This window comes from Mycobacterium sp. NGS45, from assembly GCF_059812645.1.
This window is the reverse complement of sequence record NZ_JCALDB010000008.1, coordinates 101,154-121,642: the sequence shown is the minus strand read 5'-3', so window position 1 is coordinate 121,642 and position 20,489 is coordinate 101,154. Positions and strand designations below refer to the sequence as shown.

Genomic DNA, 20,489 nt, shown 5'->3' with positions numbered 1-20,489 from the left:
GCCGGTCGACGCCGACGACGAACAGACGCCGGAGCCGCCCGCGGATTCGGCGCGCCCCGACACGCCGACGACGGTGTCACCGATACCCCTGGCCGCCGATCGGCGCAGCGACGACATTCGCGACTTACCCAGTCGCACTGACCATTTGGGTGGTGCGCTGGCCGAGGTGATCGGCGGACCGGTGGGCCGGCACGCGCTGATCGGACGGACGCGGTTCCTGACCCCGCTGCGGGTGATGTTCGCGATCGCGTTGGTGTTCCTGGGGTTGGGCTGGACCACGAAATCGCCGTGCCTGCAGACCGTCGGCACCGGCAGCCCCGACGAGTTGGTGGCCAACTGGTCCAATCAGCGCGCCTACTTCCAGTTGTGCTACTCCGACACCGTGCCGCTGTACGGCGCAGAGTTGTTGAACCAGGGCAAGTTTCCCTATGCGTCGAGTTGGCGAGAACTCGACGCGACCGGCGAACAACGAATCCAGTACGACGGCACACCGGCCGTGCGCTACATGGAGTACCCGGTGCTCACCGGGCTCTACCAGTACGTGGCGATGGCGATCGCCAAGACCTACACCGCGTTGAGCAAGTCGGTCACGCTGCCCAGCGTCGCCGAGGTGGTGGTGTTCTTCGACATCGTGGCGCTCGGGTTGGCGATGGCCTGGCTGGTCACGGTGTGGGCCAGCGCTTCACTGTCCGGACGACGGGTGTGGGACGCCGCCTTGGTGGCCGCCTCGCCGATCCTGATCTTCCAGGCGTTCACCAATTTCGACGCGCTGGCAACAGCTTTCGCGATGGGCGGGTTACTGGCCTGGGCGCGCCGAAGACCCGCGCTGGCCGGTGCGCTGATCGGTCTGGGCACCGCCGCCAAGCTCTACCCGGTGCTGCTGCTCGTGCCGCTGCTGCTCCTCGCGGTGCGGAGCGGGAGGTTGGCCGAGGTGCGTCGCACGGCGGTGGCCGCGGTGCTGACCTGGTTCCTGGTGAACCTGCCGATCATGGTGACCCATCCGCGGGGGTGGTCGGAGTTCTTCCGGCTCAATACCCGTCGCGGGGACGACATGGATTCGATCTACAACGTGATCAAGTCGTTCACCGGATGGCAGGGTTTCGACCGCGACCTCGGCTTCTGGGAACCGCCGGTGATCCTCAACGGCGTGGTCGCCGCACTGTTCATCCTGTGCTGCGCGGGGATCGGCTACGTCGCGCTGACCGCGCCGCGCCGGCCCCGGGTGGCCCAACTGGCGTTCCTGGTGGTGGCGGCGTTCTTGTTGACCAACAAGGTGTGGAGTCCGCAATTCTCGCTGTGGTTGGTTCCGCTGGCGGTGCTGGCGCTGCCGCACCGGCGAATCCTGTTGGCCTGGATGACCATCGACGCCTTGGTGTGGGTGCCGCGGATGATGTATCTGTTCGGCGAGGCCAACAAGGGCCTGCCCGAGCAGTGGTTCACCGCGACGGTGTTGGTGCGCGACCTCGCGGTGCTCGGCCTGTGCGTCCTGGTGCTGCGTCAGATCTACCGGCCCGAGCAGGACCTGGTGCGCTGGCACGGCCGCATCGACGATCCGGCGGGCGGGTGCTTCGACGGCGCCGCGGATGCGCCGCCGGGGTGGCTGCCGGCCTGGCTCCGGCCCCGACCGGCGGTGCCGGGGACGCCCCGTCGCGCGCCGGTCGACGGGGACTACCTATCGGATGCGGTGCCGAGCCCGCGGGCCGGATAGCGAACGACGATTTCCCTGATCACGGCCCGTTCCTGTAGCCTGGGCCGGTTGCCGACGCAGGCGACCCTCCTGCCGCGGAACACGCCGCGGCCGTGACGACCATAGGAGGTGATGAGGTTCTAATGCGTCCATACGAAATCATGGTCATTCTCGACCCCACACTTGACGAGCGCACCGTAGCCCCGTCGCTGGAGACGTTCCTGAACGTCATCCGCAAGGACGGCGGCACTGTCGACAAGGTCGACATCTGGGGCCGTCGTCGGCTGGCCTACGAGATCGCCAAGCACGCCGAGGGCATCTACGCCGTCATCGACGTCAAGGCTGAGCCCGCCACGGTGTCCGAGCTCGACCGTCAGCTGGGTCTGAACGAGTCGGTGCTGCGCACCAAGGTGATGCGGACCGACAAGCACTGAAGTCCGGTGTTCGTCACAGCGTTTCCGTAGGCTCGCCTGCGGCAAGCTTGCACGCCCATCGTCGCTCCACCAGGACTTGAGGAGGATCCCGTGGCTGGTGACACCACGATCACAGTCGTCGGAAACCTGACCGCCGACCCGGAACTGCGCTTCACCCCGTCGGGTGCGGCCGTCGCCAACTTCACCGTGGCGTCGACTCCGCGCATCTACGACCGGCAGAGCGGGGAGTGGAAGGACGGCGAAGCGCTGTTCCTGCGGTGCAACATCTGGCGGGAGGCAGCCGAGAACGTCGCCGAAAGCCTGACCCGCGGATCGCGCGTCATCGTGACCGGTCGGCTCAAGCAGCGTTCGTTCGAAACCCGCGAGGGTGAGAAGCGCACGGTGGTGGAGGTCGAGGTCGACGAGATCGGCCCGTCGCTGCGTTACGCGACCGCCAAGGTGAACAAGGCCTCCCGCGGTGGCGGTGGTGGCGGCGGCTTCGGTGGTGGCGGCGGCGCACGTGCCGCTGCGGCGCCGGCTCCGGCGGCAGCGGCTCCGGCCGAGGATCCCTGGGGCAGCGCCCCGGCGTCGGGATCGTTCGGTGGCGCCGATGACGAGCCCCCCTTCTGACACCTGAACTCGATATCTAGAAACTGAGAAAGAGAACAACCCATGGCCAAGGCCAACAAGCGGCGCCCCGCGCCGGAAAAGCCCGTCAAGACTCGCAAGTGCGTGTTCTGCTCCAAGAAGGGCAAAGACCAGAACATCGACTACAAGGACACCGCGCTGCTGCGCACCTACATCTCCGAGCGCGGCAAGATCCGTGCCCGTCGGGTGACCGGTAACTGCGTGCAGCACCAGCGCGACATTGCGGTCGCGGTGAAGAACGCCCGCGAGGTGGCGCTGCTGCCGTTCGGCTCGAGCACGCGCTAAGGAAGCAGGAGTACCAACAATGAAGCTCATCCTCACCGCCGAGGTCGACAAGCTCGGTTCGGCCGGCGACGCCGTCGAGGTCAAGGACGGCTACGGCCGCAACTACCTGCTGCCCCGCGGGTTGGCCATCGTGGCCACCCGGGGCGCTCAGCGTCAGGCCGACGACATCCGTCGCGCCCAGGAAAGCAAGGCCGTCCGCGACTTGGACCACGCCAAGGAGCTCAAGGCCGCGCTCGAGGGCCTGGGCACCGTCTCGCTGCCGGTCAAGACCGCCGGCGACTCGGGCAAGCTGTTCGGCTCGGTGACCGCCGCCGACGTGGTGGCCGTCATCAAGAAAGCCGGCGGCCCCAGCCTGGACAAGCGCACCGTGGTGCTGCCCAAGGCGCACATCAAGGCGCTGGGCAGCCACCCGATCGAGGTGCGGCTGCACCCCGAGGTGACCGTCAAGATCGACCTGGACGTCGTCGCCGGTTAGTCCTGGCTTAGCTCAAAACAGCAATCCTCCCCGGTAGTCGCGCTTTGGCGCGGTTGCCGGGGAGTTGCTGTATGTGCCAGCGAACGGTTTGCGCGACCCGCGCCACAGCGAACGTAACCCGCCGTTCATCCCACCCCCACACCAAGGCAACCCAACACGCCCGAGACGGCAACCCGGCACGACACGCCGTGCGGATTGCCATCCACAACAATCCGGGTGCCCTGTGGTCCGCTTAACTGCGGAAACAGCTGAAATCCGAGGATTGCTCCACAGGTTCTCCCCATAGCGCCAACATGGTCGTCCCGCACTATCCACACGGCATGCACAGCTTCATCCACAGGGGTGGTTTCGCTGGGTGCCAGCAACCGTCTACGGTCTATCCGGCGCATGCGGCACGGGGGAACGACAGCCAGGGTTTGTCGGGGACCTTGCGTACGGTGCGAGCAATAACTCGAAAGCACGTTCGACCTCTCCGGGGAGGAAGGCAGCAGCCGTATGGCCGTCGTTGACGATCTCGGACAGCCTGGGATGGACGCTCCGCCGCCCAATGAGGACTTCGGCCGTCAGCCGCCGCAGGACATGGCCGCCGAGCAGTCGGTGCTGGGCGGGATGCTGCTGTCCAAGGACGCCATCGCCGACGTGTTGGAGAAGCTGCGGCCCGGCGATTTCTACCGTCCCGCACACCAGAACATCTACGACGCGATCCTGGACCTGTACGGCCGCGGAGAGCCGGCCGACGCCGTCACCGTGGCCGCCGAGTTGGACCGCCGCGGACTGCTGCGCCGGATCGGCGGGGCGCCCTATCTGCACACCCTGATCTCGACCGTGCCGACCGCGGCCAACGCCGGCTACTACGCCGGGATCGTGGCCGAGAAGGCGCTGCTGCGCCGTTTGGTCGAAGCCGGTACCCGAGTGGTGCAGTACGGCTACGCCGGGGCTGAGGGCGCCGATGTGGCCGAGGTGGTCGACCGCGCCCAGGCCGAGATCTACGAGGTCACCGAGCGGCGCAACTCCGAGGACTTCGTGCCGCTGGAAGACCTGCTGCAGCCCACCATGGACGAGATCGACGCGATCGCCTCCAACGGCGGCATCGCGCGCGGGGTGCCGACCGGGTTCACCGAACTCGACGAGGTGACCAACGGGCTGCACGCCGGGCAGATGATCATCGTGGCGGCGCGGCCCGGTGTCGGGAAGGCGCTGGCGCTGGACACCCCACTGCCCACTCCGCGCGGGTGGACCACGATGGGCGACGTCGGGGTCGGCGACCTATTGCTCGACGGGCAGGGTCAGCCCACGCGGGTGTTGGCGGCTACCGAGGTGCTGCTGGGACGCCCCTGCTACGAGATCGAGTTCGCCGACGGCACGGTGATCGTCGCCGATGAGCAGCATCAGTGGCCGACCACCTTAGGTGTGCGGACCACCGGGATGCTGCGCGCCGGCTCGGACACGGTGGCCGCGGTCCCGCAGGCCGTCGGCGCGGGCGGCGCTGCCACTTTGGTCAGGCCACGTACGGCGGTAGGCATCAACTGGATTCGCCGGGTGTCCACGGTGCCGGTGCGCTGCGTCGAGGTCGACAATCCCGACCACGTGTACCTGGCAGGTTCGGGCATGGTGCCCACCCACAACTCCACGTTGGGCCTGGACTTCATGCGGTCCTGCTCGATCAAGCACCAGATGGCCAGCGTCATTTTCAGCCTGGAGATGAGCAAGTCCGAGATCGTGATGCGGCTGCTGTCGGCCGAGGCCAAGATCAAGCTCGGCGATATGCGTTCGGGCCGGATGAGCGACGACGACTGGACCCGGTTGGCCCGCCGGATGAGCGAGATCAGCGAGGCGCCGCTGTTCATCGACGATTCGCCGAACCTGACCATGATGGAGATCCGGGCCAAGGCGCGTCGGTTGCACCAGAAGGCCGGTCTGCGGCTGATCGTCGTGGACTACATGCAGCTGATGACCTCCGGCAAGCGATTCGAGTCGCGCCAGCAAGAGGTTTCGGAGTTCTCCCGAAGCCTCAAGCTGATGGCCAAGGAACTCGAAGTCCCCGTCGTCGCGATCTCGCAGCTCAACCGTGGACCCGAGCAGCGGACCGACAAGAAGCCGATGGTCTCCGACCTGCGTGAGTCGGGCTGCCTGACCGCGGCCACCCGCATCCTGCGGGCCGACACCGGCGCCGAGGTGACCTTCGGTGAGCTGATGGCCAGCGGTGAGCGGCCGCTGGTGTGGGCGCTCGACGAGCGCAACCGGATGGTGGCGCGGCCGATGACCAACGTCTTCTACAGCGGCCACAAGGAAGTGTTCAAGCTGCGCCTGGCCTCCGGCCGTGAGGTCGAGGCCACTGCCAACCACCCGTTCCTGACCATCGACGGTTGGGTTGCGTTGGGCGAGCTGAGCATTGGGGACCGGCTGGCGGTGCCGCGCCGGGTACCTGAGCCGGTGCAGACGCGGCGGATGGAGGATTCCGAGGTCATCCTGCTGGCGCACATGATCGGCGACGGCTCGTGCGTCAAGCGCCAGCCGATCCGGTATGCCTCCGTCGACGAGGAGAACCTGGTCGCGGTGACCAATGCCGCGGCACACTTCGGCGTGACCGCGGTGCGCGACGAGTACCCGGCCGCGCGGGTGACCACGCTGCGGATGCCGGCGCCGTACCGCCTTGCCCGGGGCAAGCGCAATCCGATCGCGGCGTGGCTGGACAAGCTGGGTCTGTTCGGTCTGCGCAGCTACGAGAAGTTCGTTCCGGCCGAGGTTTTCGCGCTCCCCAACGATCAGGTGGCGTTGTTCTTGCGGCATCTGTGGGCCACCGACGGCTCGGTGCGGTGGGATGCGAAGAGCGGTCAGGGCCGGATCTACTACGCGTCGACGAGTCGCCGGTTGGCCGACGACGTCATGCAACTGCTGTTGCGGATGGGTGTCTTCAGCCGGGTCAAGCGGGTGAAGAAGTCCGGCTACCGGGACTGCTGGCATGTGTACATCTACGGCGGCGGGAACCAGAAGCGCTTCCTGACCCATGTCGGGGTACACGGCGAGCGGGGAGTGAAGGGCCGTGAGGTACTGGCCAATCTCGAAGGGCTGGTACGCAATCCGAATGCGGATACCGTGCCCGCAAAGGTGTGGGACCGGGTGCGGCAGGCGCTGACGCAGCAGGAGATGACACACCGTCAGTTCGCGGCGGCGATGGGCACCGAGTTCTGCGGTTCGACGATGTGGAAGCATTCGCCGAGTCGATCCCGGCTACACCGGGCCGCGGCGGTTCTCGAGGACCGCGCGATTCACGACATCGCCACCGACGACGTGTTCTGGGACGAGATCGTCGAGATCACCAGCATCGGTGCGCAGGATGTTTACGACGGAACGGTGCCGGGTCCCAGTAACTTTGTGGCACAAGGGATTTCAGTGCACAACTCACTAGAGCAAGATGCGGACATGGTCATACTCTTGCACCGTCCGGATGCGTTCGACCGTGACGATCCGCGTGGTGGGGAAGCGGACCTGATCCTGGGTAAGCACCGTAACGGTCCGACGGCGACGATCACGGTGGCGCACCAGTTGCATCTGTCGCGGTTTACGAACATGGCGCACTGAGGCTGCTGGTTGTGTAGGGTCTCACGCTCGACTTCAAAATCTCACGGGTGACTTCAAATGGATTTCAAATTTGATGTCGGAGTGAGAGACACGCCGATGCGCCTGCGGAGCACTCGGGCGAACGGGTGTCACGCTGTGGACATGACTCCGAGCACACCTCTGACCGAGCGGTAGTAGAAGGAACATGGTTACGGCGGCCGGGACCGCTGCGACCACAACGGTACGGTTTCGAACCGCGCCGAAAGGTGATGAGTCCTCAGTCGCCCTGGCTGATGCCGATCCAGACGTACTTGCCAACGCCCATACATGGCGGGAATTCCGCTGGCGCGCTGGACAGAAGCACTACTCAGGCACCTACTGGTCGGCAACCGAAGGCCGACACGTCATCTATGAATCGCGGCTCGAACTAAGCAGCCTGCTGTTCGCCGACTTCGACCGGTCAGTCCGCCGCATCTGCGCCCAGCCGTTCCTCCTGAAGCAGGAGTCAGGAACGACGGTAGGCAGGCACATCCCCGACTTCTTCCTGATGACTGACCGGGGGCCGAAGGTTGTAGATGTCAAGCCTAAGCGCCGACTAACGCAACCGGAGGTTGAAGCGACTTTCGCTTGGACGCGAACAGCCATGGAAAGCCGCGGATGGATCTACGAAGTAAGGACCGAGCCAGAACCATTGCTGCTGAACACTATTCGTTTCCTTGCGGGGTATCGCCGGGCAGCGCTGTTCGACCCATCACTACTTGAGGTGCTGCGTGGCAGAACGATTGACGGCCTTTCTATCGCCGAGGTGCTTGACGAGGTATCGGGCTGGCCACGGCCGCTCATGAAAGGAGCGCTGTTCCATCTGTTGTGGTTGCAGGACCTTCACGTCGACCTGCACCAGCCACTAACGCCAAGATCGGTCCTGAGTCGGGAGAAATGACGAGATGACAGACACTGCTATTCGGATCGGAGTTGGGACACGGATCGTTTTCGAGGGCGAAGCGGCTGAGGTCGTCGAACTGCACCCGAGCGAGGCTGGAGTGAGCCTCACGTTACGCATTGGATCTAGAAGACGACTGTCACGCATCGCATTACGGGAGCTCCTTGGCAGCGGTAATGCCCGCATCATCGATGATCACGTCGATGTCGATCCTTCGTCTGAGGCGGCTGCTGTAACCCTTGGCGGCCTCACCGATACGCAGTTGGAGACAGTGCGAACGCGATCCGCACACGTTCGTGAAGTACTGACGGGATATCGATCCGGGCATCCAGAACTCGCAGCCGCCGGCGAGCCGCGTAAGGAATTCGACCCAGGTCTCCCGCTAATGGAGCGATACGCAGCAAAAGCGGCCGAAGTAGGCGTCACGGTACGAACGATCAGTCAGTGGGTCGCAGGTTTCCGAGAGAACGGCGAGGCCGGGTTAGCGCCGAACTCGAGAGATCAGTTCACGAGTATGCGTACGAACGTCGACCCGCGGTGGGCTGAGATCGCGGTCGAAGTGATGGTTGAGCACGCTGACCAGTCGCGTCCGTCACAGACAGCAGTAATCAAACGAACCAACGCCAGGGTTGCGGCGCGTTTTGGTGCAGACGTGGTGCCGCTACCGTCTCGGGCAACCGCATTCCGCGCACTCGCCGAGTTGGAGAAGCGGTATCCGACCTTTCGTCTGAGCACGAAACGCAACCGCGACATCGCCGATCGGCCTGATGGCGTTTACGGGAAGCTGCGGCCGACGAGGCCCGGTGAATACATGCTGATGGACACCACGCGGTTGGATGTCTTCGCCTTCGACCCGATTACCTTGCGCTGGTTACAAGCTGAGCTCACCGTTGCTATGGATTGGTACACCCGCTGCATCACCGGCATTCGTGTGACGCCGGTATCGACGAAGTCAGTGGACGCGGCCGCGGTCTTGTACCAGGCATATCGACCGCGGGCTGCTGGTAACGACTGGCCCGCGTACGCGGTCTGGCCCGAGCACGGCGTGCCCAGATCAGTGTTAATCGATATCGAGGCAGTTGAACGGCCTGGTGTCTCCGGACCTGCGATCGTGCCGGAAACGATCGTGATCGATCACGGCAAGATCTACGTCTCGGAGCATCTGACGAGTGTGTGTCAGCGGATGGGGATATCGATCCAACCAGCGAGGTTGAGGACCGGCCGCGACAAGGGGCCGGTCGAGCGGTTCTTCCGCACCATCCGCGAGGACCTGCTGCAGAATTTACCGGCATACAAAGGGCCCGACGTCCACTCCCGCGGGTTGGACCCCGAATCAGAGGCTTTCTTCTACCTCGACGAGCTGGAACTGATCATCCGTGAGTGGGTCGCCCTGGAATACCATCACCGCCCGCACGACAGTCTGATCGATCCGCACGTTCCCGGGTTGAGGATGTCCCCCGCGCAGATGTTCGAGCATGGGGTTGCACGCGCCGGCTACATCGAGGCTCCGCGTAGCCCCGATCTAGCCTATGAATTTCTGAAGGTGGAGTTCCGGACGATCCAGCACTACGGGGTGGAGCTTGGCCGCCGCTACAACGGCCCCGGCCTGGATCCGTACCGCAATATGAAGAGTCCGTACGGCGGGAAAGCCAAGGGTCGCTGGCCGATTCACTATGACCCTGATGACGTCACTCGCGCCTACTTCCGCGATCCCGAAACCCGTGAATGGCACACCCTGACGTGGGAGCACGCGCCATCAATCCAGATGCCTCTCAGCGAGGACGCCCTGAAGTACGCGCGCAAACTCGCAGCCTCGAAGTACACCTATCCCGACGACCGGCTTGCAGTCGCAGACCTCTTGGAGCGGTGGAACCTCGGATTGGGGACGACCCTGGCGGAACGCCGCATGGCCTTGCGGCTGTCGCGCGAAGACTCTCTGCTAGACCGAGCCGAGGAAGGGGATCTGATTGCCGCACTGCCGTCTGTTGCACGGGTGCTCGCCACATCTGAAGGTCCACTGTCAGGCGATGAACATGGCGATGAGTCGGACCCAGAGCTGGGAGACGACGATATCGAGGATGAACTTGACGACCCCGACTCCGATTTCTACTCAGACGCCCTGGATTCGCTATGACGGTACTCGGGACGATACAGCGTCAAGCTGGTATGGCTGACGAGGTCGGCCCGCATGCGTGAATGGCGCTCGTTGCCCTTGCGGGTGGCTCCGCAAGCGGACGAACCGTTGGACTCGTGGCTAGAGCGGACTGCTGCTCGGCTGGGTATCTGCGTCGCGGATTTACTTCATGGCATGGGGTTTGGACCTCCTCACTCCAGCCTATGGCGCGATATTGTTTTACGACTTAGCGACGATGAGGTCGCGGCTATCGCGGTTGCGACCGGGGCTGCACCGGTCGATGTGCGGGCGATGACCCTCAGCCGGTACGCCGACATAGCTGTCGGAATCGACAGTCAGACGGGCAAGTTGGTGCCCGCGACGCCGTGGAGCCGTATACGCGGATCTCGATTCTGTCCGGACTGTCTGCGTGATCGTGGCGGGGCGTGGAAACTCCAGTGGCGATTGCTATGGACCTTCGCTTGTGTGGAGCACCGATGCCTACTCGTTGACCTCTGCGCCGAATGCTGTGGACCCCAACGCTATCGCTATGGAATCGGCACTCCTCGACCAGGATTCTGCGACAACACCGTCGTCGCGGTCGAAGCGCCGCACGGGAAACGGCTCTGCGAGGGTGTTTTAGCCGATACTCCGACCGCTCGACTTTCGTCGGACAACCCCGTCCTGAGCGCTCAGACGACCATTTCAGCCGTCATCGAATCTGGCAGAGCCAACTTCGGTGTCTATAACCAATATCCACTTCCAGCTGCGCGCGCACTTGCGGACATACGCGCCCTCGCTCAAGGGATTCTATCCGGACTCGGCGAACGCAAGATCGCTGGTCTTGTTCCGGACGACGTCGCGTCAGCCTACAACCACGCGCGTGCCGGCGGTCTGCTGACCGGCTATGGCCGGTACTTATCGGAGCGGAAATATCGAGACAAGCCGCTGCCAGCCTTGACTACCGCCGTCGCGGTCACTGCCGCGTACTCGGTGCTGGGACGGCCAGATATCAATGCAGCCGCCCACGAACTCAAGGCCGCGCACAAGCATGTGGATCGTCGCGCAATTCAGGCGGTGGTCACCGGAAGCCTAAACGCGCGTCGGGGGGAACCGAGCCCGGTCCTGCGGGCAGTGCACCTAACCGCCCTTGGCGATCGTCTTGGAGCTCCGGATCAGTTGCGCTGTCGAATCGGTACTACATTTCCGAGCCGGCCCGCGGGCGATTCAGACCGGCGGGAGCGGATCGCGTCGGGCCTGCCGACGATGATGTGGCAGTCCTGGTCACTGCGTCTATGCCCGGCGGATCTCTTTCAACGGGGTGCACGACTAGCGTTGTCCGTCGGGGTTCTGCTTGTCGGCGATACAGTCGACTGGGCGCAAGCAAGCGCACTGCTCGGTGCGCGAGCCCGCACGCAACACGTCGTCACGGTCCTCTGGCGTTTGGCGAAAACCGAATCTTGGCAGCAGATCCGCTCGGCACTCATCCGGCTCAACGACAGATTGGCGGATTGTCCACCGCCAATTGATTATCACCGCCGCCGGATGTTGGACTATTCAAGCTTGCTCCCCGATTCGACCTGGGGGCATCTGCACCGGGGACGGACGCGATCTGAGGGGGTCGCCACTGCCCGCAGGTACCTGCGTGAACGACTCAGTGGTCTGCCAGCGATTGACAATCCAATTCCGGCCAATGACGAATCAGCGATGACGGGACTTCTCTTGTTCCCGGGACGGCTAACGCCCGAGCTCAAATCCGCTCTAGATGCGTACAGCCTAGAGTTTCTTGCAGATCAGGGTGTGACCGATGAACCGGTGCACTGGCAGCCCCCGATGGAGTTGCTCGACGACCTGCATTTGCCAGGGTTTGATGTTCGCAGCCTGGATATTTCGGGAATGCACCGAATGATTCGCGAAGACCAGCTGGACATCTATGATGCCGCCAAGCATCTGTCGGTCAGCGCTGACACGGTGAGGCTCGCACTCGAAGAGCACCCGGCGCCACGCCCGCCGCGCCAAGCACCAATCCCTCCGGTCACTGTCCGACGAGTTGGCCCCGCCTACCAGCAGGCGAATCTGGCACTGCCACGCACACGGTTCGTCGAACTCTACGAAGAGCAACAACTCAGTCTGCGTGACATCGCCGATCTAGCAGGGGTAAGCAAGGCGACCGTGACCAAACTAGCCCGTGACTACCAGATTGCGTTGCGTCCGGCGCATGCGAAGCGCAGGTACACATTTGATCAAGCGTGGCTATACCGGGAACACGTCCTCAACGGACGGTCGCTGTCTGAACTGGCCCGCGAACGTGGGGTCAGCGTCGCAACCATGTCCAAGCACGCAAACCAGCAGATCTCCGTCCGGCGCCTCGGCCGATACTCACGGAATGAGATCGATAACAATGAGAACGTACCGGAGGTGTTGCGGCCGGCGCTGGCAGGACAGGGTGGCTGGGAACGTCTCCAACGTCTGGTGGCCATTGCTCGGTTCGCCAACCTAGCCACTGCCTCAAAGCATTTACACATCCATTTGTCGACTCTGTGGAATCAGGTCCGACTCATTGAGCGGGACCTGGGACGGCCCGTCTTCGTTCGGGCAGACCGCAACAGCCCACAGAAACTGACCGCGTTTGGAGAGGACATCGTCGCGGCCACAAAGGTATTAGCTGAGCGTGGTGGTCCCGCTGGCCCGACCATTTCGACGAGGCGCAGCATCCGAAAGCTCCCCGCACGTGGGTTGCCGGCATACGTAAGAACCCCGCCTCCGGCGTCAGGACCAGTAGACCTCACGGTCGAGCCCGATGCCTAAGGAGGCATAGATGTGAGAGAGCAGCAGCCAGTAGTTGGGGAAGAGAGCGCGCTGAGGCTCGACAACTTGACCTTGGCGCGGAAGGAGGGCTGGCAGCGCTTCGTCAACACGCCGGCGCGAGTTCCACCCGAGAGGCTCACACGAACTGAACTCGATGCATTGGGGGACAAGGCCACCGAAGACTACAACCGGCAGCGCCGTGAGTGGCATGCCAACCTCGGCCCCATCAAGACCCCACAACTCGAGGCACTGCACGAAGACCTTTGGGACATCATCGACAGCAATGCCCAAGACGGCGACAAAGCTAAAGGCGCCGTCGCGATCGACGCATTCCCGGGACTTGGAAAGACGACCGCAGTCTTGGCCTTCGCCCGCCAGTATCATCGCAGGGAGATCGCCGAACTAGGTACGACCACTGACTCCGGAGACGAACGGTGGCCGGTCTGCCGAGTTGGACTCACGGGCAATACCGGGATGAAAGAATTCAACCGGGCGATGCTGGAGTTCTTCGCACACCCAGGATCGCGCAGAGGGACCGCGGTCGACTATGCCCGGCGAGCCCTTGATTGCGTGCTCTCTTGTGAAACAAGACTCTTGATTATCGACGACCTGCATTTCCTGCCCTGGCGCAACAGTTCCGGAGTTGCGATCAGCAACCACTTCAAGTACATCGCGAACGAATTCCCCGTAACGATGGTCTTCATCGGTGTCGGGCTTGGTGCCCGGGGTCTGTTTTCCGAAGGCAGCGACTACGAAGACGCGGTGCTCGCCCAAACAGGCCGCCGGACAACCGCATTGAGTATGGAGCCGTTCGCGGTAGACAACAAGAGTGGGCGGCGTCAATGGCGACAGCTTCTCCTAGCTATCGAGCAACGCGTGGCATTGGTCGATAGCCGCCCCGGCATGATCGCGGACGATCTCTGTGACTATCTTTACGCGCGGTCCACCGGCCACATCGGATCGCTCATGACGTTGATCAACCGAGGCTGTCAACGTGCCGTTCGCAGCGGTGAAGAGAAGCTGACCGCTGACCTGCTTGATCGAGTGAAAGTCGATGCGGCTTCGGAGAAAGCACGTCACGAGCTCGACCTTGCGATCTCGACGGGCAAGCTCCGAACCCGGCTCAAAGTGGGATAGGAGGAACCCAGTATGGGGCACCCGTGATGGAGAGAACGGTCCGCACGTTGCCGATCCGCCTGACACCGCTCGCAGGAGAGGCACTGGACTCATGGCTGGACGCTCTCGCGCACCGAGCTAACGCCGCGTTCGGCGATCTTCTCACCGCACTTGGCCTCAGCACCGGTCACGGTGCGGTCACCAGCCCCTGGATGATCCAATTGACACCTACGGAGGCGGTGACAATCAGCGCGGGCACCGGAGTCTCAACCGATGTCCTCGAAGAGATGACCCTTCAGCGCTACGCAGGACGGGCACTGCGAGTCGAGCCGGACGAAAGGAGGAAGCTGAATCGAGCGTTTCCCTGGGGCCCCGGCAGAGGATCACGGTTCTGCCCAGCATGCCTTGCGTCGACTCAAGGGCGTTGGCAGTTGAAGTGGCGATTGGGTTGGACCTTCGCGTGTACGGTCCACAATTGCTTGCTCGCCGATACCTGCCCGGCCTGTGGATCAGTTCAGCGGCGCCGGACGAGTGTCACAGATATCGTGCCAACTCCCGGTCGCTGCGCTCACCGAGCCGCTGAAGCGGCGGGGCGCACGCCCAGAAGGTGCGGTGCGGACCTAACGACCGCGACCGTCGGCCTATTCGATGAGGCGCACCCAGTCATTCGTGCCCAGCACAGGGTGGACGACGTCCTCGACCGAGTGTCGACTGCTTTCGGGGTGTACCAAATTTCGCCGCAGCCTCGATTACGTGTCCTCGCAGACCTTCGTGCCATCGCTGGGCGTGCGTTGGCCTATGCGACGCCGGACGAGCTCGAATCAGTCATTCCCGACGACCTGAACCGCATCTACGTCGAGACGGTGGACCGTGCTGGGCAATCGACTGCGCGTGGTCCAGGCGTTGCCAAACCCGGCCTGGCGGCGCCGGCTCACGCAGTGGAGGCCGCCGTTGGCGTCGTAGCTGCCCTGCATACTGTGGAACGCGGCGACGTGGAAGCTGGTGGCACCGCGCTGCGTTGGCTCGTGGCAGCCTCTCGAAAACGGGGTTCCACGGTCCGGGCCACCAACGCCGCATGGGGCAAGAACACCTCGCCGGTCCTCGCGGCCGTCCAGCTTGCTGCGCTCGGACCGCTGCTCAAGCCCACTGATCAACTGCGGTACCGCATCGGTACGCCCTTGCCTGCCCGTCCGATACGCGGCTCGGGATTCGCGAGCAAGCTGCCAACGAGAATCTGGCAAGCATGGTCGCTACCCATGGCTATCCCGAACTGCCACCAGTGGCAGCTCCGGTCAGCTCTGCCGGTGATCCTTCTCTTGGTCGGCAGCAGACTTAGCCTCGGCGAAGCTGCACGCTTTGTTCGCAGCCCTATTGATGGTCACGCCGTCTCCCGAGTACTTCAGCTGCTGGAGAAGCAGGACAAGTGGCCTGATCTCCGGGTGGCACTTATTCGGATGGCCGACTACCTCGTCAGCAATGACGTTCCGATCGACTACGGACGTCGTCGGCGGATCGACTACAGTCCGCTGTTGCCGGACCGGGTCTGGAAACACATCTGCCGCGCCACATCCACGCCAGGACCTCACACTGCTCGGCTCAGAATTGCACGGCGGTTCCTGTTCGAACGGATCAGCAGCCAGCCAGCTTCTGCGTCACCGTGGGGCCCCGAGAACGGTGCTGCACGCACCAAGGTTGCCGACTTTCCTGGTCACCTCACTCCTGAACTCGCCCAGGCACTCGATCAACACGCACACGAATTCCTCGCTAACCAGGGCATCCGAGAACCAGTTTGGTGGCAACCGCTCAGCGATGTGTTCAAAGGTCTAGACCTCCCTGGGACGGATCCTTCACGTGTGCCCGTCGTCGACCTGCATCGGCTAGTCGTGAACGAAGGGCTGGCGCTTGGAGCGGCGGCACTCCGACTGAATACCAGCCTCGATACCGTCCGCCATCTGCTGGAGTTCCAACCCGCACCTCGGCTGTCGCAAGAGCCGGGTCCCTGCACTCCCGCCAGCAGGCAGCGCGCCTATGCGAGGGCACGAGCGGCGTTTCCGAAGGAGCGCATGGTGCACCTCTACGAGCGGGACGGTATGGCGCTCAAGGACATCGCGGAGGTGGCTGGAGTCAGCCGCCAGACGATCACACGCCTCATCCGTGACTATGACCTGCCGCTACGCGAGCCCGGAAGACAGGCAAAGGCAGTCATTGATCCGGTGTGGCTATACGACCAGTACGTGAATAACCTCCGACCGCTGTCTGATATCGCCCAAGATGTCGGACTCAGCACCGCCAGTGTTGCGCGATGGGCGAAAGCGTTCTCCATCCCCATGCGTGGCAGAGGTGGGGCCAGTCACCGTGGCGCACTTGCGGCTACCGCTCAGGCCCTGAAGGATCGCTGAGTACCTACGCCGGAGGCCACTTGTCGGGAACGGCTTGCCTGCTTATCACCGTGCACCGACCATGGACCCATGGCATTTCACGGTTTAGTGGCCGTCCAGGCCCGAGGAGTTGTTGCACTGCCGGCTGACGTACGGCGGCGTATGCACCTGGATGAATCCGGTGCTCAAGTCGAGACCACCGAACGCGAAGATGGTGTGCTGGAACTTCGGGCCGTGCTGCCGGTGCCGGCCGACCAACGATGGTTCTGGGAGGCCCGCCAGCAACAGCGTGAGAAGGAAGTCGACGAGCATGTGACCGCCGGCCGGATCGACGTCCACCAGGACGGTGAGGCGCTCCTCGGCCACCTCGATCGGCTTGACGAGGCCGACCGCGAGACCCCGCCGCAGTTGTGAAATTCGAGACGACCCCAGCCTTCGATGCCGACTATCGAAGGCTGAAACCAGAACACAAAGCGGCATTTCGCGACGTGACGGAGAGCGAGTTCATTTTCTGCCTACGCCGCCGATCCCACGAACCGGCCAGCGAGGTCCGCGACCACCGCAATGACAACACCCAGCTCCGCAACACTGGCACAGTAGGGAAAAGAGCCCTCTACCCTTCCTAGCTAGAACGGGTTCGGAGCCCGTCTAGCGAACCCGTGTAATCGACCATTACAGCTGCCCGGTCAGTGTCGCCCAATGCCGCGCGCGATGGCTTCCAGCGCCTTCACTTCACGCCGCTGCATCCCCTTATCGTCGGTGTTGCTGGGATACGCAGCGGTGTGACCCCGCAGGACTTCCATCGTGAAGTCGTAGCTGTCCCTGTACTTGTGCCCGTGCATGTCGTAGTAAGTGATCGTGACGGCGAAGTCGTCGGGCGTCGGCTCGTCGTTGTCGTTGGCGTCTTGGTACGAGTTGTACAGTTCCAGCCCTGGTGGAAACGTCGGGATGGTCTGCCTGTAGCGCCGTTGCAGGTACGGAGTCGTGAGTCCCACGGCATCATCCCCCTCCAGGACGGGCAGTGGCGGGTCGAAGTCCACCTTCACATCCCTGGCGACCGACTGACCCACGTTCCTCACGATGAACTCGGCGTCACGGGTGAGCACCGCCGCACGCAGCTCCGCGAGGATCACTGGACGGGTGCGGTCGGCGCTGTCACGTTTCAGCGCGACGAGAGTCCCTATCGCCACCACGGCGGCCGTTATGGTCGCGAGAGAACCGAGCGCCGTCCAGGTTGTCGCCGCGTTCGCCACGTCATTCGCCGACAACCACGCGACACCACCCAACAGCGCGGCGAGGCTCACCAACGCCGCTGCCGAGACCTTGGCGACCGTCTCCTTGCTCCTAGACATCGGACGATAGCCCGTCCAAATCAGATGCGAACACCGACAGATCGTATGCGTCACCGCGGTCTGCCCTACCCCACCGCGTTCCGACCTGTGCGACTGTCAGTAGGCGCATGGGTCAGATTTCCAGTAACGGGCTGCCACGTCAGGGTGGGTCACTTCGGACAGCTTGTACACCTTCTGTCCCGCCCCCAGGCTGAACGATGTGTCCATCGTCTTCGTGATGCGGAGCCCGTCCGCAAGCGGTTTCAGTGTCGGGTCGTTAGTCGAGAGCTTGTCCCAGAGCGCGCCGATGAAGTTGGTCAGTGGGGACAGGTTCTGCTGTTCGTAGTCGCGCCCCAGCCCCGAGATGACGCGGGCATCGTCGCCAACCGGGCCCATCGAGTACACGCCGACAGAGTCGGTTCTGACGTTCTTGTCTAAGAACTGCTGCGGCAGCGCGATGGTCTTCCGAGTCCATGCCCCGAGGTCGGCAATGCACATGAAGTCCAGTCCCTCACGCGGCGCGGTGACGATCTTGTTTTCCAACTCGATTGAGATGTCACGAACGTTCTCATCCGGTGTGCTCGAAGGCGCTTTCCACTCATGGGACTGCCCGAGCAGCCCGTAGAACACGGGCGGAACCAGATGATCCTGCAGTTTCCACCATCCGCGCAGCCGCATCCCGCGACGGAGCGCTATCGCATCCTTGTACGCCTCAACGATGTCCTTGCGTCCAACGGTGCGCTTGATGCTGAACGCGGCGGCGACGCCGGACGCGAGTACGTGATGCTTCTTGCGCAACTTGGTCGGATAGTGCGGATGGAAGATGACGAGGTCGGTCTCCTTCGTGAGCGGCGCGCCGTCCTCCGTTTCGAGCATGAGGTACTTCCGTTTCCCGATCTCATATTGCGGAGGCAGCCAGTCGGTGAGCACCTCATCCCAGTTCGACTCGACGCCGTGACCTGTCTCCTGGGTACGTCCCCTCTCACTCGCGGTGGCTTGCTCACGCTGGAACGACTCCACAATGGAGTTGTTCACGTCCGTCAGCCACTCATGGTGTTCGTGGATCATGAGCTGAGCGTAGACACGGGCACCGACACGTCCCTTGTGGGCAGATGTTTGCGGGACGTCCGCCGCAGCGTCGTGAAGAAGTCACCTTGGACACGACACGGTCGCGAAAGCGGCTCCTGAGGTCTCTAAGGCTCATTCCCACCGTAATCTGCCTGCCATGGGACGGGCGCGGCTCTTCGGGCGGAACACGGTGCGGGAGCGAGCGGAGGCTATCCCCACATCGGACATCCTCAACGGCGTTGAGGTCGCCCAGGCATGGCTGGACGACTTCCGCTATGGCTCGCTGAAGACCGACAAGGAGACGGGGCGGGAGCAGGGGTACAACTACGACTTCTTCATCACCATCCTCGGTTACGCCGAGAAGAAGTACGGGTTCCCTCACACGCTGGAACCGAAGGCGACCACCGACAAGAGGCAGTTCCCCGACGTGCTGCTCAGCTACAGCGACCCCGCCAAGGGCATCGAGAATGTGGCGGCGGTTGTCGAACTCAAGGACGCCTCCACACCGCTCGACCGTCCGCAACCCCGGGACGGGAACCTCAGTCCCGTCCAACAGGCGTTCAAGTACAAGCCGCAGTACCGCTCCTGCCCGTTCGTCATCGTCAGCAACTTCTACGAGTTCAGGCTGTACAACGACAACCAGCTCGACTATGAGGTCTGGACTCTGGAAGACCTGGTTGACCCCACAGATGACTACATCAAGTTCAAGACCTGGTACCTGCTGCTGCGCGCGGACAACTTCACGACGGCAGTGGGCAAGTCCACCACCGAACAGTTGCTCAGCGCCATCCGCCAAGAGCAGCAGGAGATCGGCGAACGTTTCTACGCCCAGTACAAAGCCGCGCGGGAGAACCTGCTGCGAGACATTTGGGAGCGCAACCCGAAGACCCGCCCGAGGTTCGAGCTGGCTATCGAGAAAGTTCAGACCATCATCGACAGGGTGGTCTTCGCTTGCTTCGCCGAAGACCGCGGGCTCTTGCCCGACGCCATCCTCGCCGAAGTCGTGGACTACGCCAAGAAGTCACCCGTCAACGAGCCGCTGTTCCATCACCTCAAGGGTTTCTTCAACGCTATCGACAAAGGCAGCGACCGCCTCGGCATTCCCACCGGATACAACGGCGGGCTGTTCGCCAAGGACGAGTTCGTTGACTCGCTAGATGTCTCCGACGCACCGCTACTGCTGTTAGCCGAACTTGGCGGGTACGACTTCCAAGAGGACTCACTCAGCGTCAAAGTGCTCGGGCACATCTTCGAGCAGTCCATCACCGACATCGAGGAGATCCAGCGGAAGGTAGCCGCAGGGCATCCCATTGAAGACTTGACGCAACCGACGATCCCGAAACGCGGGAAGCGGAAGCGTGACGGCATCTTCTACACCCCTGACTACGTGGTGCGCAGCATCGTGGACAACACCCTCGGCGCTTGGCTGGGTGAGTTGGAGGAACGGCTGAAGGTCGAGCATCGTCTCAAGCAGGCGCGTTCGGACAAAGGCTTCGAAAAGCGGGAGAAGACCGCGTATCTACGCTTCCAGGACGCATTGCGGAAGGTCAAGGTGTTAGATCCGGCTTTTATGCGAAATCAGCGTGTCTCACGAGACACTCTTTTCCAGGAGCCGCAGAGCTCGCGGCAAGCTGCCTAGACCTCGCTTTGAAGCTGGCCGTGCTTC

Annotated in this window: 15 protein-coding genes and 1 pseudogene; 14 read left to right on the top strand and 2 right to left on the bottom strand. The window is 63.2% G+C overall.

The window, feature by feature from the left end; all coding sequences use genetic code 11:
* The first annotated feature begins 73 nt into the window (after window positions 1–73).
* The 13 genes and pseudogenes from AC5Y3P_RS09580 (at window position 74) to AC5Y3P_RS09520 (ending at window position 16,838) form a co-directional block, all read left to right on the top strand.
* Window positions 74–1,708, top strand: coding sequence for a glycosyltransferase family 87 protein (locus AC5Y3P_RS09580; protein WP_500045724.1), 1,635 nt, complete (start codon window positions 74–76; stop codon window positions 1,706–1,708).
* A 122-nt stretch (window positions 1,709–1,830) separates the two neighbouring features.
* Window positions 1,831–2,121 (top strand): 30S ribosomal protein S6, encoded by a 291-nt coding sequence (rpsF, locus tag AC5Y3P_RS09575; protein ID WP_500045658.1) that lies wholly within the window; start codon window positions 1,831–1,833, stop codon window positions 2,119–2,121.
* A 90-nt stretch (window positions 2,122–2,211) separates the two neighbouring features.
* Window positions 2,212–2,730, top strand: coding sequence for a single-stranded DNA-binding protein (locus AC5Y3P_RS09570; RefSeq protein WP_500045657.1), 519 nt, complete (start codon window positions 2,212–2,214; stop codon window positions 2,728–2,730).
* Window positions 2,731–2,772: 42 nt separating this feature from the next.
* Window positions 2,773–3,033 (top strand): 30S ribosomal protein S18, encoded by a 261-nt coding sequence (gene rpsR / locus AC5Y3P_RS09565; RefSeq protein WP_500045656.1) that lies wholly within the window; start codon window positions 2,773–2,775, stop codon window positions 3,031–3,033.
* Between the two features lie 19 nt (window positions 3,034–3,052).
* Entirely contained in the window at window positions 3,053–3,508 is a 456-nt protein-coding gene (gene rplI / locus AC5Y3P_RS09560) for a 50S ribosomal protein L9 (protein WP_500045655.1), read from the top strand.
* Window positions 3,509–4,003: 495 nt separating this feature from the next.
* Window positions 4,004–7,090, top strand: coding sequence for a replicative DNA helicase (locus tag AC5Y3P_RS09555; protein ID WP_500045654.1), 3,087 nt, complete (start codon window positions 4,004–4,006; stop codon window positions 7,088–7,090).
* A 184-nt stretch (window positions 7,091–7,274) separates the two neighbouring features.
* Complete coding sequence (locus tag AC5Y3P_RS09550) at window positions 7,275–8,009, top strand: TnsA-like heteromeric transposase endonuclease subunit (protein WP_500045653.1); 735 nt, start codon at window positions 7,275–7,277, stop codon at window positions 8,007–8,009.
* A 4-nt stretch (window positions 8,010–8,013) separates the two neighbouring features.
* The gene (locus AC5Y3P_RS09545; RefSeq protein ID WP_500045652.1) at window positions 8,014–10,143 is read left to right on the top strand and encodes a TnsB C-terminal domain-containing protein; all 2,130 of its coding nucleotides are present in this window, start codon (window positions 8,014–8,016) and stop codon (window positions 10,141–10,143) included.
* A 54-nt stretch (window positions 10,144–10,197) separates the two neighbouring features.
* Window positions 10,198–12,930 (top strand): TniQ family protein, encoded by a 2,733-nt coding sequence (locus tag AC5Y3P_RS09540; RefSeq protein WP_500045651.1) that lies wholly within the window; start codon window positions 10,198–10,200, stop codon window positions 12,928–12,930.
* Between the two features lie 6 nt (window positions 12,931–12,936).
* Window positions 12,937–14,067 (top strand): AAA family ATPase, encoded by a 1,131-nt coding sequence (locus AC5Y3P_RS09535; RefSeq protein WP_500045723.1) that lies wholly within the window; start codon window positions 12,937–12,939, stop codon window positions 14,065–14,067.
* Window positions 14,068–14,093: 26 nt separating this feature from the next.
* Window positions 14,094–14,519 (top strand): annotated as a pseudogene (locus AC5Y3P_RS09530) (TniQ family protein); the annotation flags it as partial.
* Between the two features lie 210 nt (window positions 14,520–14,729).
* The gene (locus AC5Y3P_RS09525; protein WP_500045729.1) at window positions 14,730–16,445 is read left to right on the top strand and encodes a hypothetical protein; all 1,716 of its coding nucleotides are present in this window, start codon (window positions 14,730–14,732) and stop codon (window positions 16,443–16,445) included.
* A gap of 141 nt (window positions 16,446–16,586) precedes the next feature.
* Window positions 16,587–16,838, top strand: coding sequence for an AbrB/MazE/SpoVT family DNA-binding domain-containing protein (locus AC5Y3P_RS09520; RefSeq protein WP_500045650.1), 252 nt, complete (start codon window positions 16,587–16,589; stop codon window positions 16,836–16,838).
* Between the two features lie 272 nt (window positions 16,839–17,110).
* Here AC5Y3P_RS09520 and AC5Y3P_RS09515 read toward each other — a convergent pair whose 3' ends face one another.
* Window positions 17,111–17,776, bottom strand: a complete 666-nt coding sequence (locus tag AC5Y3P_RS09515; protein WP_500045649.1) for a DUF8453 domain-containing protein — start codon at window positions 17,774–17,776, stop codon at window positions 17,111–17,113.
* 96 nt (window positions 17,777–17,872) lie between these two features.
* The gene (locus tag AC5Y3P_RS09510) at window positions 17,873–18,823 is read right to left on the bottom strand and encodes a DUF6602 domain-containing protein (protein ID WP_500045648.1); all 951 of its coding nucleotides are present in this window, start codon (window positions 18,821–18,823) and stop codon (window positions 17,873–17,875) included.
* Between the two features lie 157 nt (window positions 18,824–18,980).
* Here AC5Y3P_RS09510 and AC5Y3P_RS09505 point away from each other — a divergent pair, with 157 nt between their 5' ends.
* Window positions 18,981–20,462: a hypothetical protein gene (locus AC5Y3P_RS09505; RefSeq protein ID WP_500045647.1), complete on the top strand. Its 1,482-nt coding sequence runs from the start codon at window positions 18,981–18,983 to the stop codon at window positions 20,460–20,462.
* The last annotated feature ends 27 nt before the right edge of the window (window positions 20,463–20,489 follow it).

Coding starts and splice junctions, on each gene's coding strand:
- AC5Y3P_RS09540 (WP_500045651.1), top strand. CDS start 10,198: ATGCGTGAATGGCGCTCGTTGCCCTTGCGGGTGGCTCCGCAAGCGGAC.
- rplI (WP_500045655.1), top strand. CDS start 3,053: ATGAAGCTCATCCTCACCGCCGAGGTCGACAAGCTCGGTTCGGCCGGC.
- AC5Y3P_RS09550 (WP_500045653.1), top strand. CDS start 7,275: ATGGTTACGGCGGCCGGGACCGCTGCGACCACAACGGTACGGTTTCGA.
- AC5Y3P_RS09545 (WP_500045652.1), top strand. CDS start 8,014: ATGACAGACACTGCTATTCGGATCGGAGTTGGGACACGGATCGTTTTC.
- rpsF (WP_500045658.1), top strand. CDS start 1,831: ATGCGTCCATACGAAATCATGGTCATTCTCGACCCCACACTTGACGAG.
- AC5Y3P_RS09510 (WP_500045648.1), bottom strand. CDS start 18,823: ATGATCCACGAACACCATGAGTGGCTGACGGACGTGAACAACTCCATT.
- AC5Y3P_RS09505 (WP_500045647.1), top strand. CDS start 18,981: ATGGGACGGGCGCGGCTCTTCGGGCGGAACACGGTGCGGGAGCGAGCG.
- rpsR (WP_500045656.1), top strand. CDS start 2,773: ATGGCCAAGGCCAACAAGCGGCGCCCCGCGCCGGAAAAGCCCGTCAAG.
- AC5Y3P_RS09555 (WP_500045654.1), top strand. CDS start 4,004: ATGGCCGTCGTTGACGATCTCGGACAGCCTGGGATGGACGCTCCGCCG.
- AC5Y3P_RS09515 (WP_500045649.1), bottom strand. CDS start 17,776: ATGTCTAGGAGCAAGGAGACGGTCGCCAAGGTCTCGGCAGCGGCGTTG.
- AC5Y3P_RS09520 (WP_500045650.1), top strand. CDS start 16,587: ATGCACCTGGATGAATCCGGTGCTCAAGTCGAGACCACCGAACGCGAA.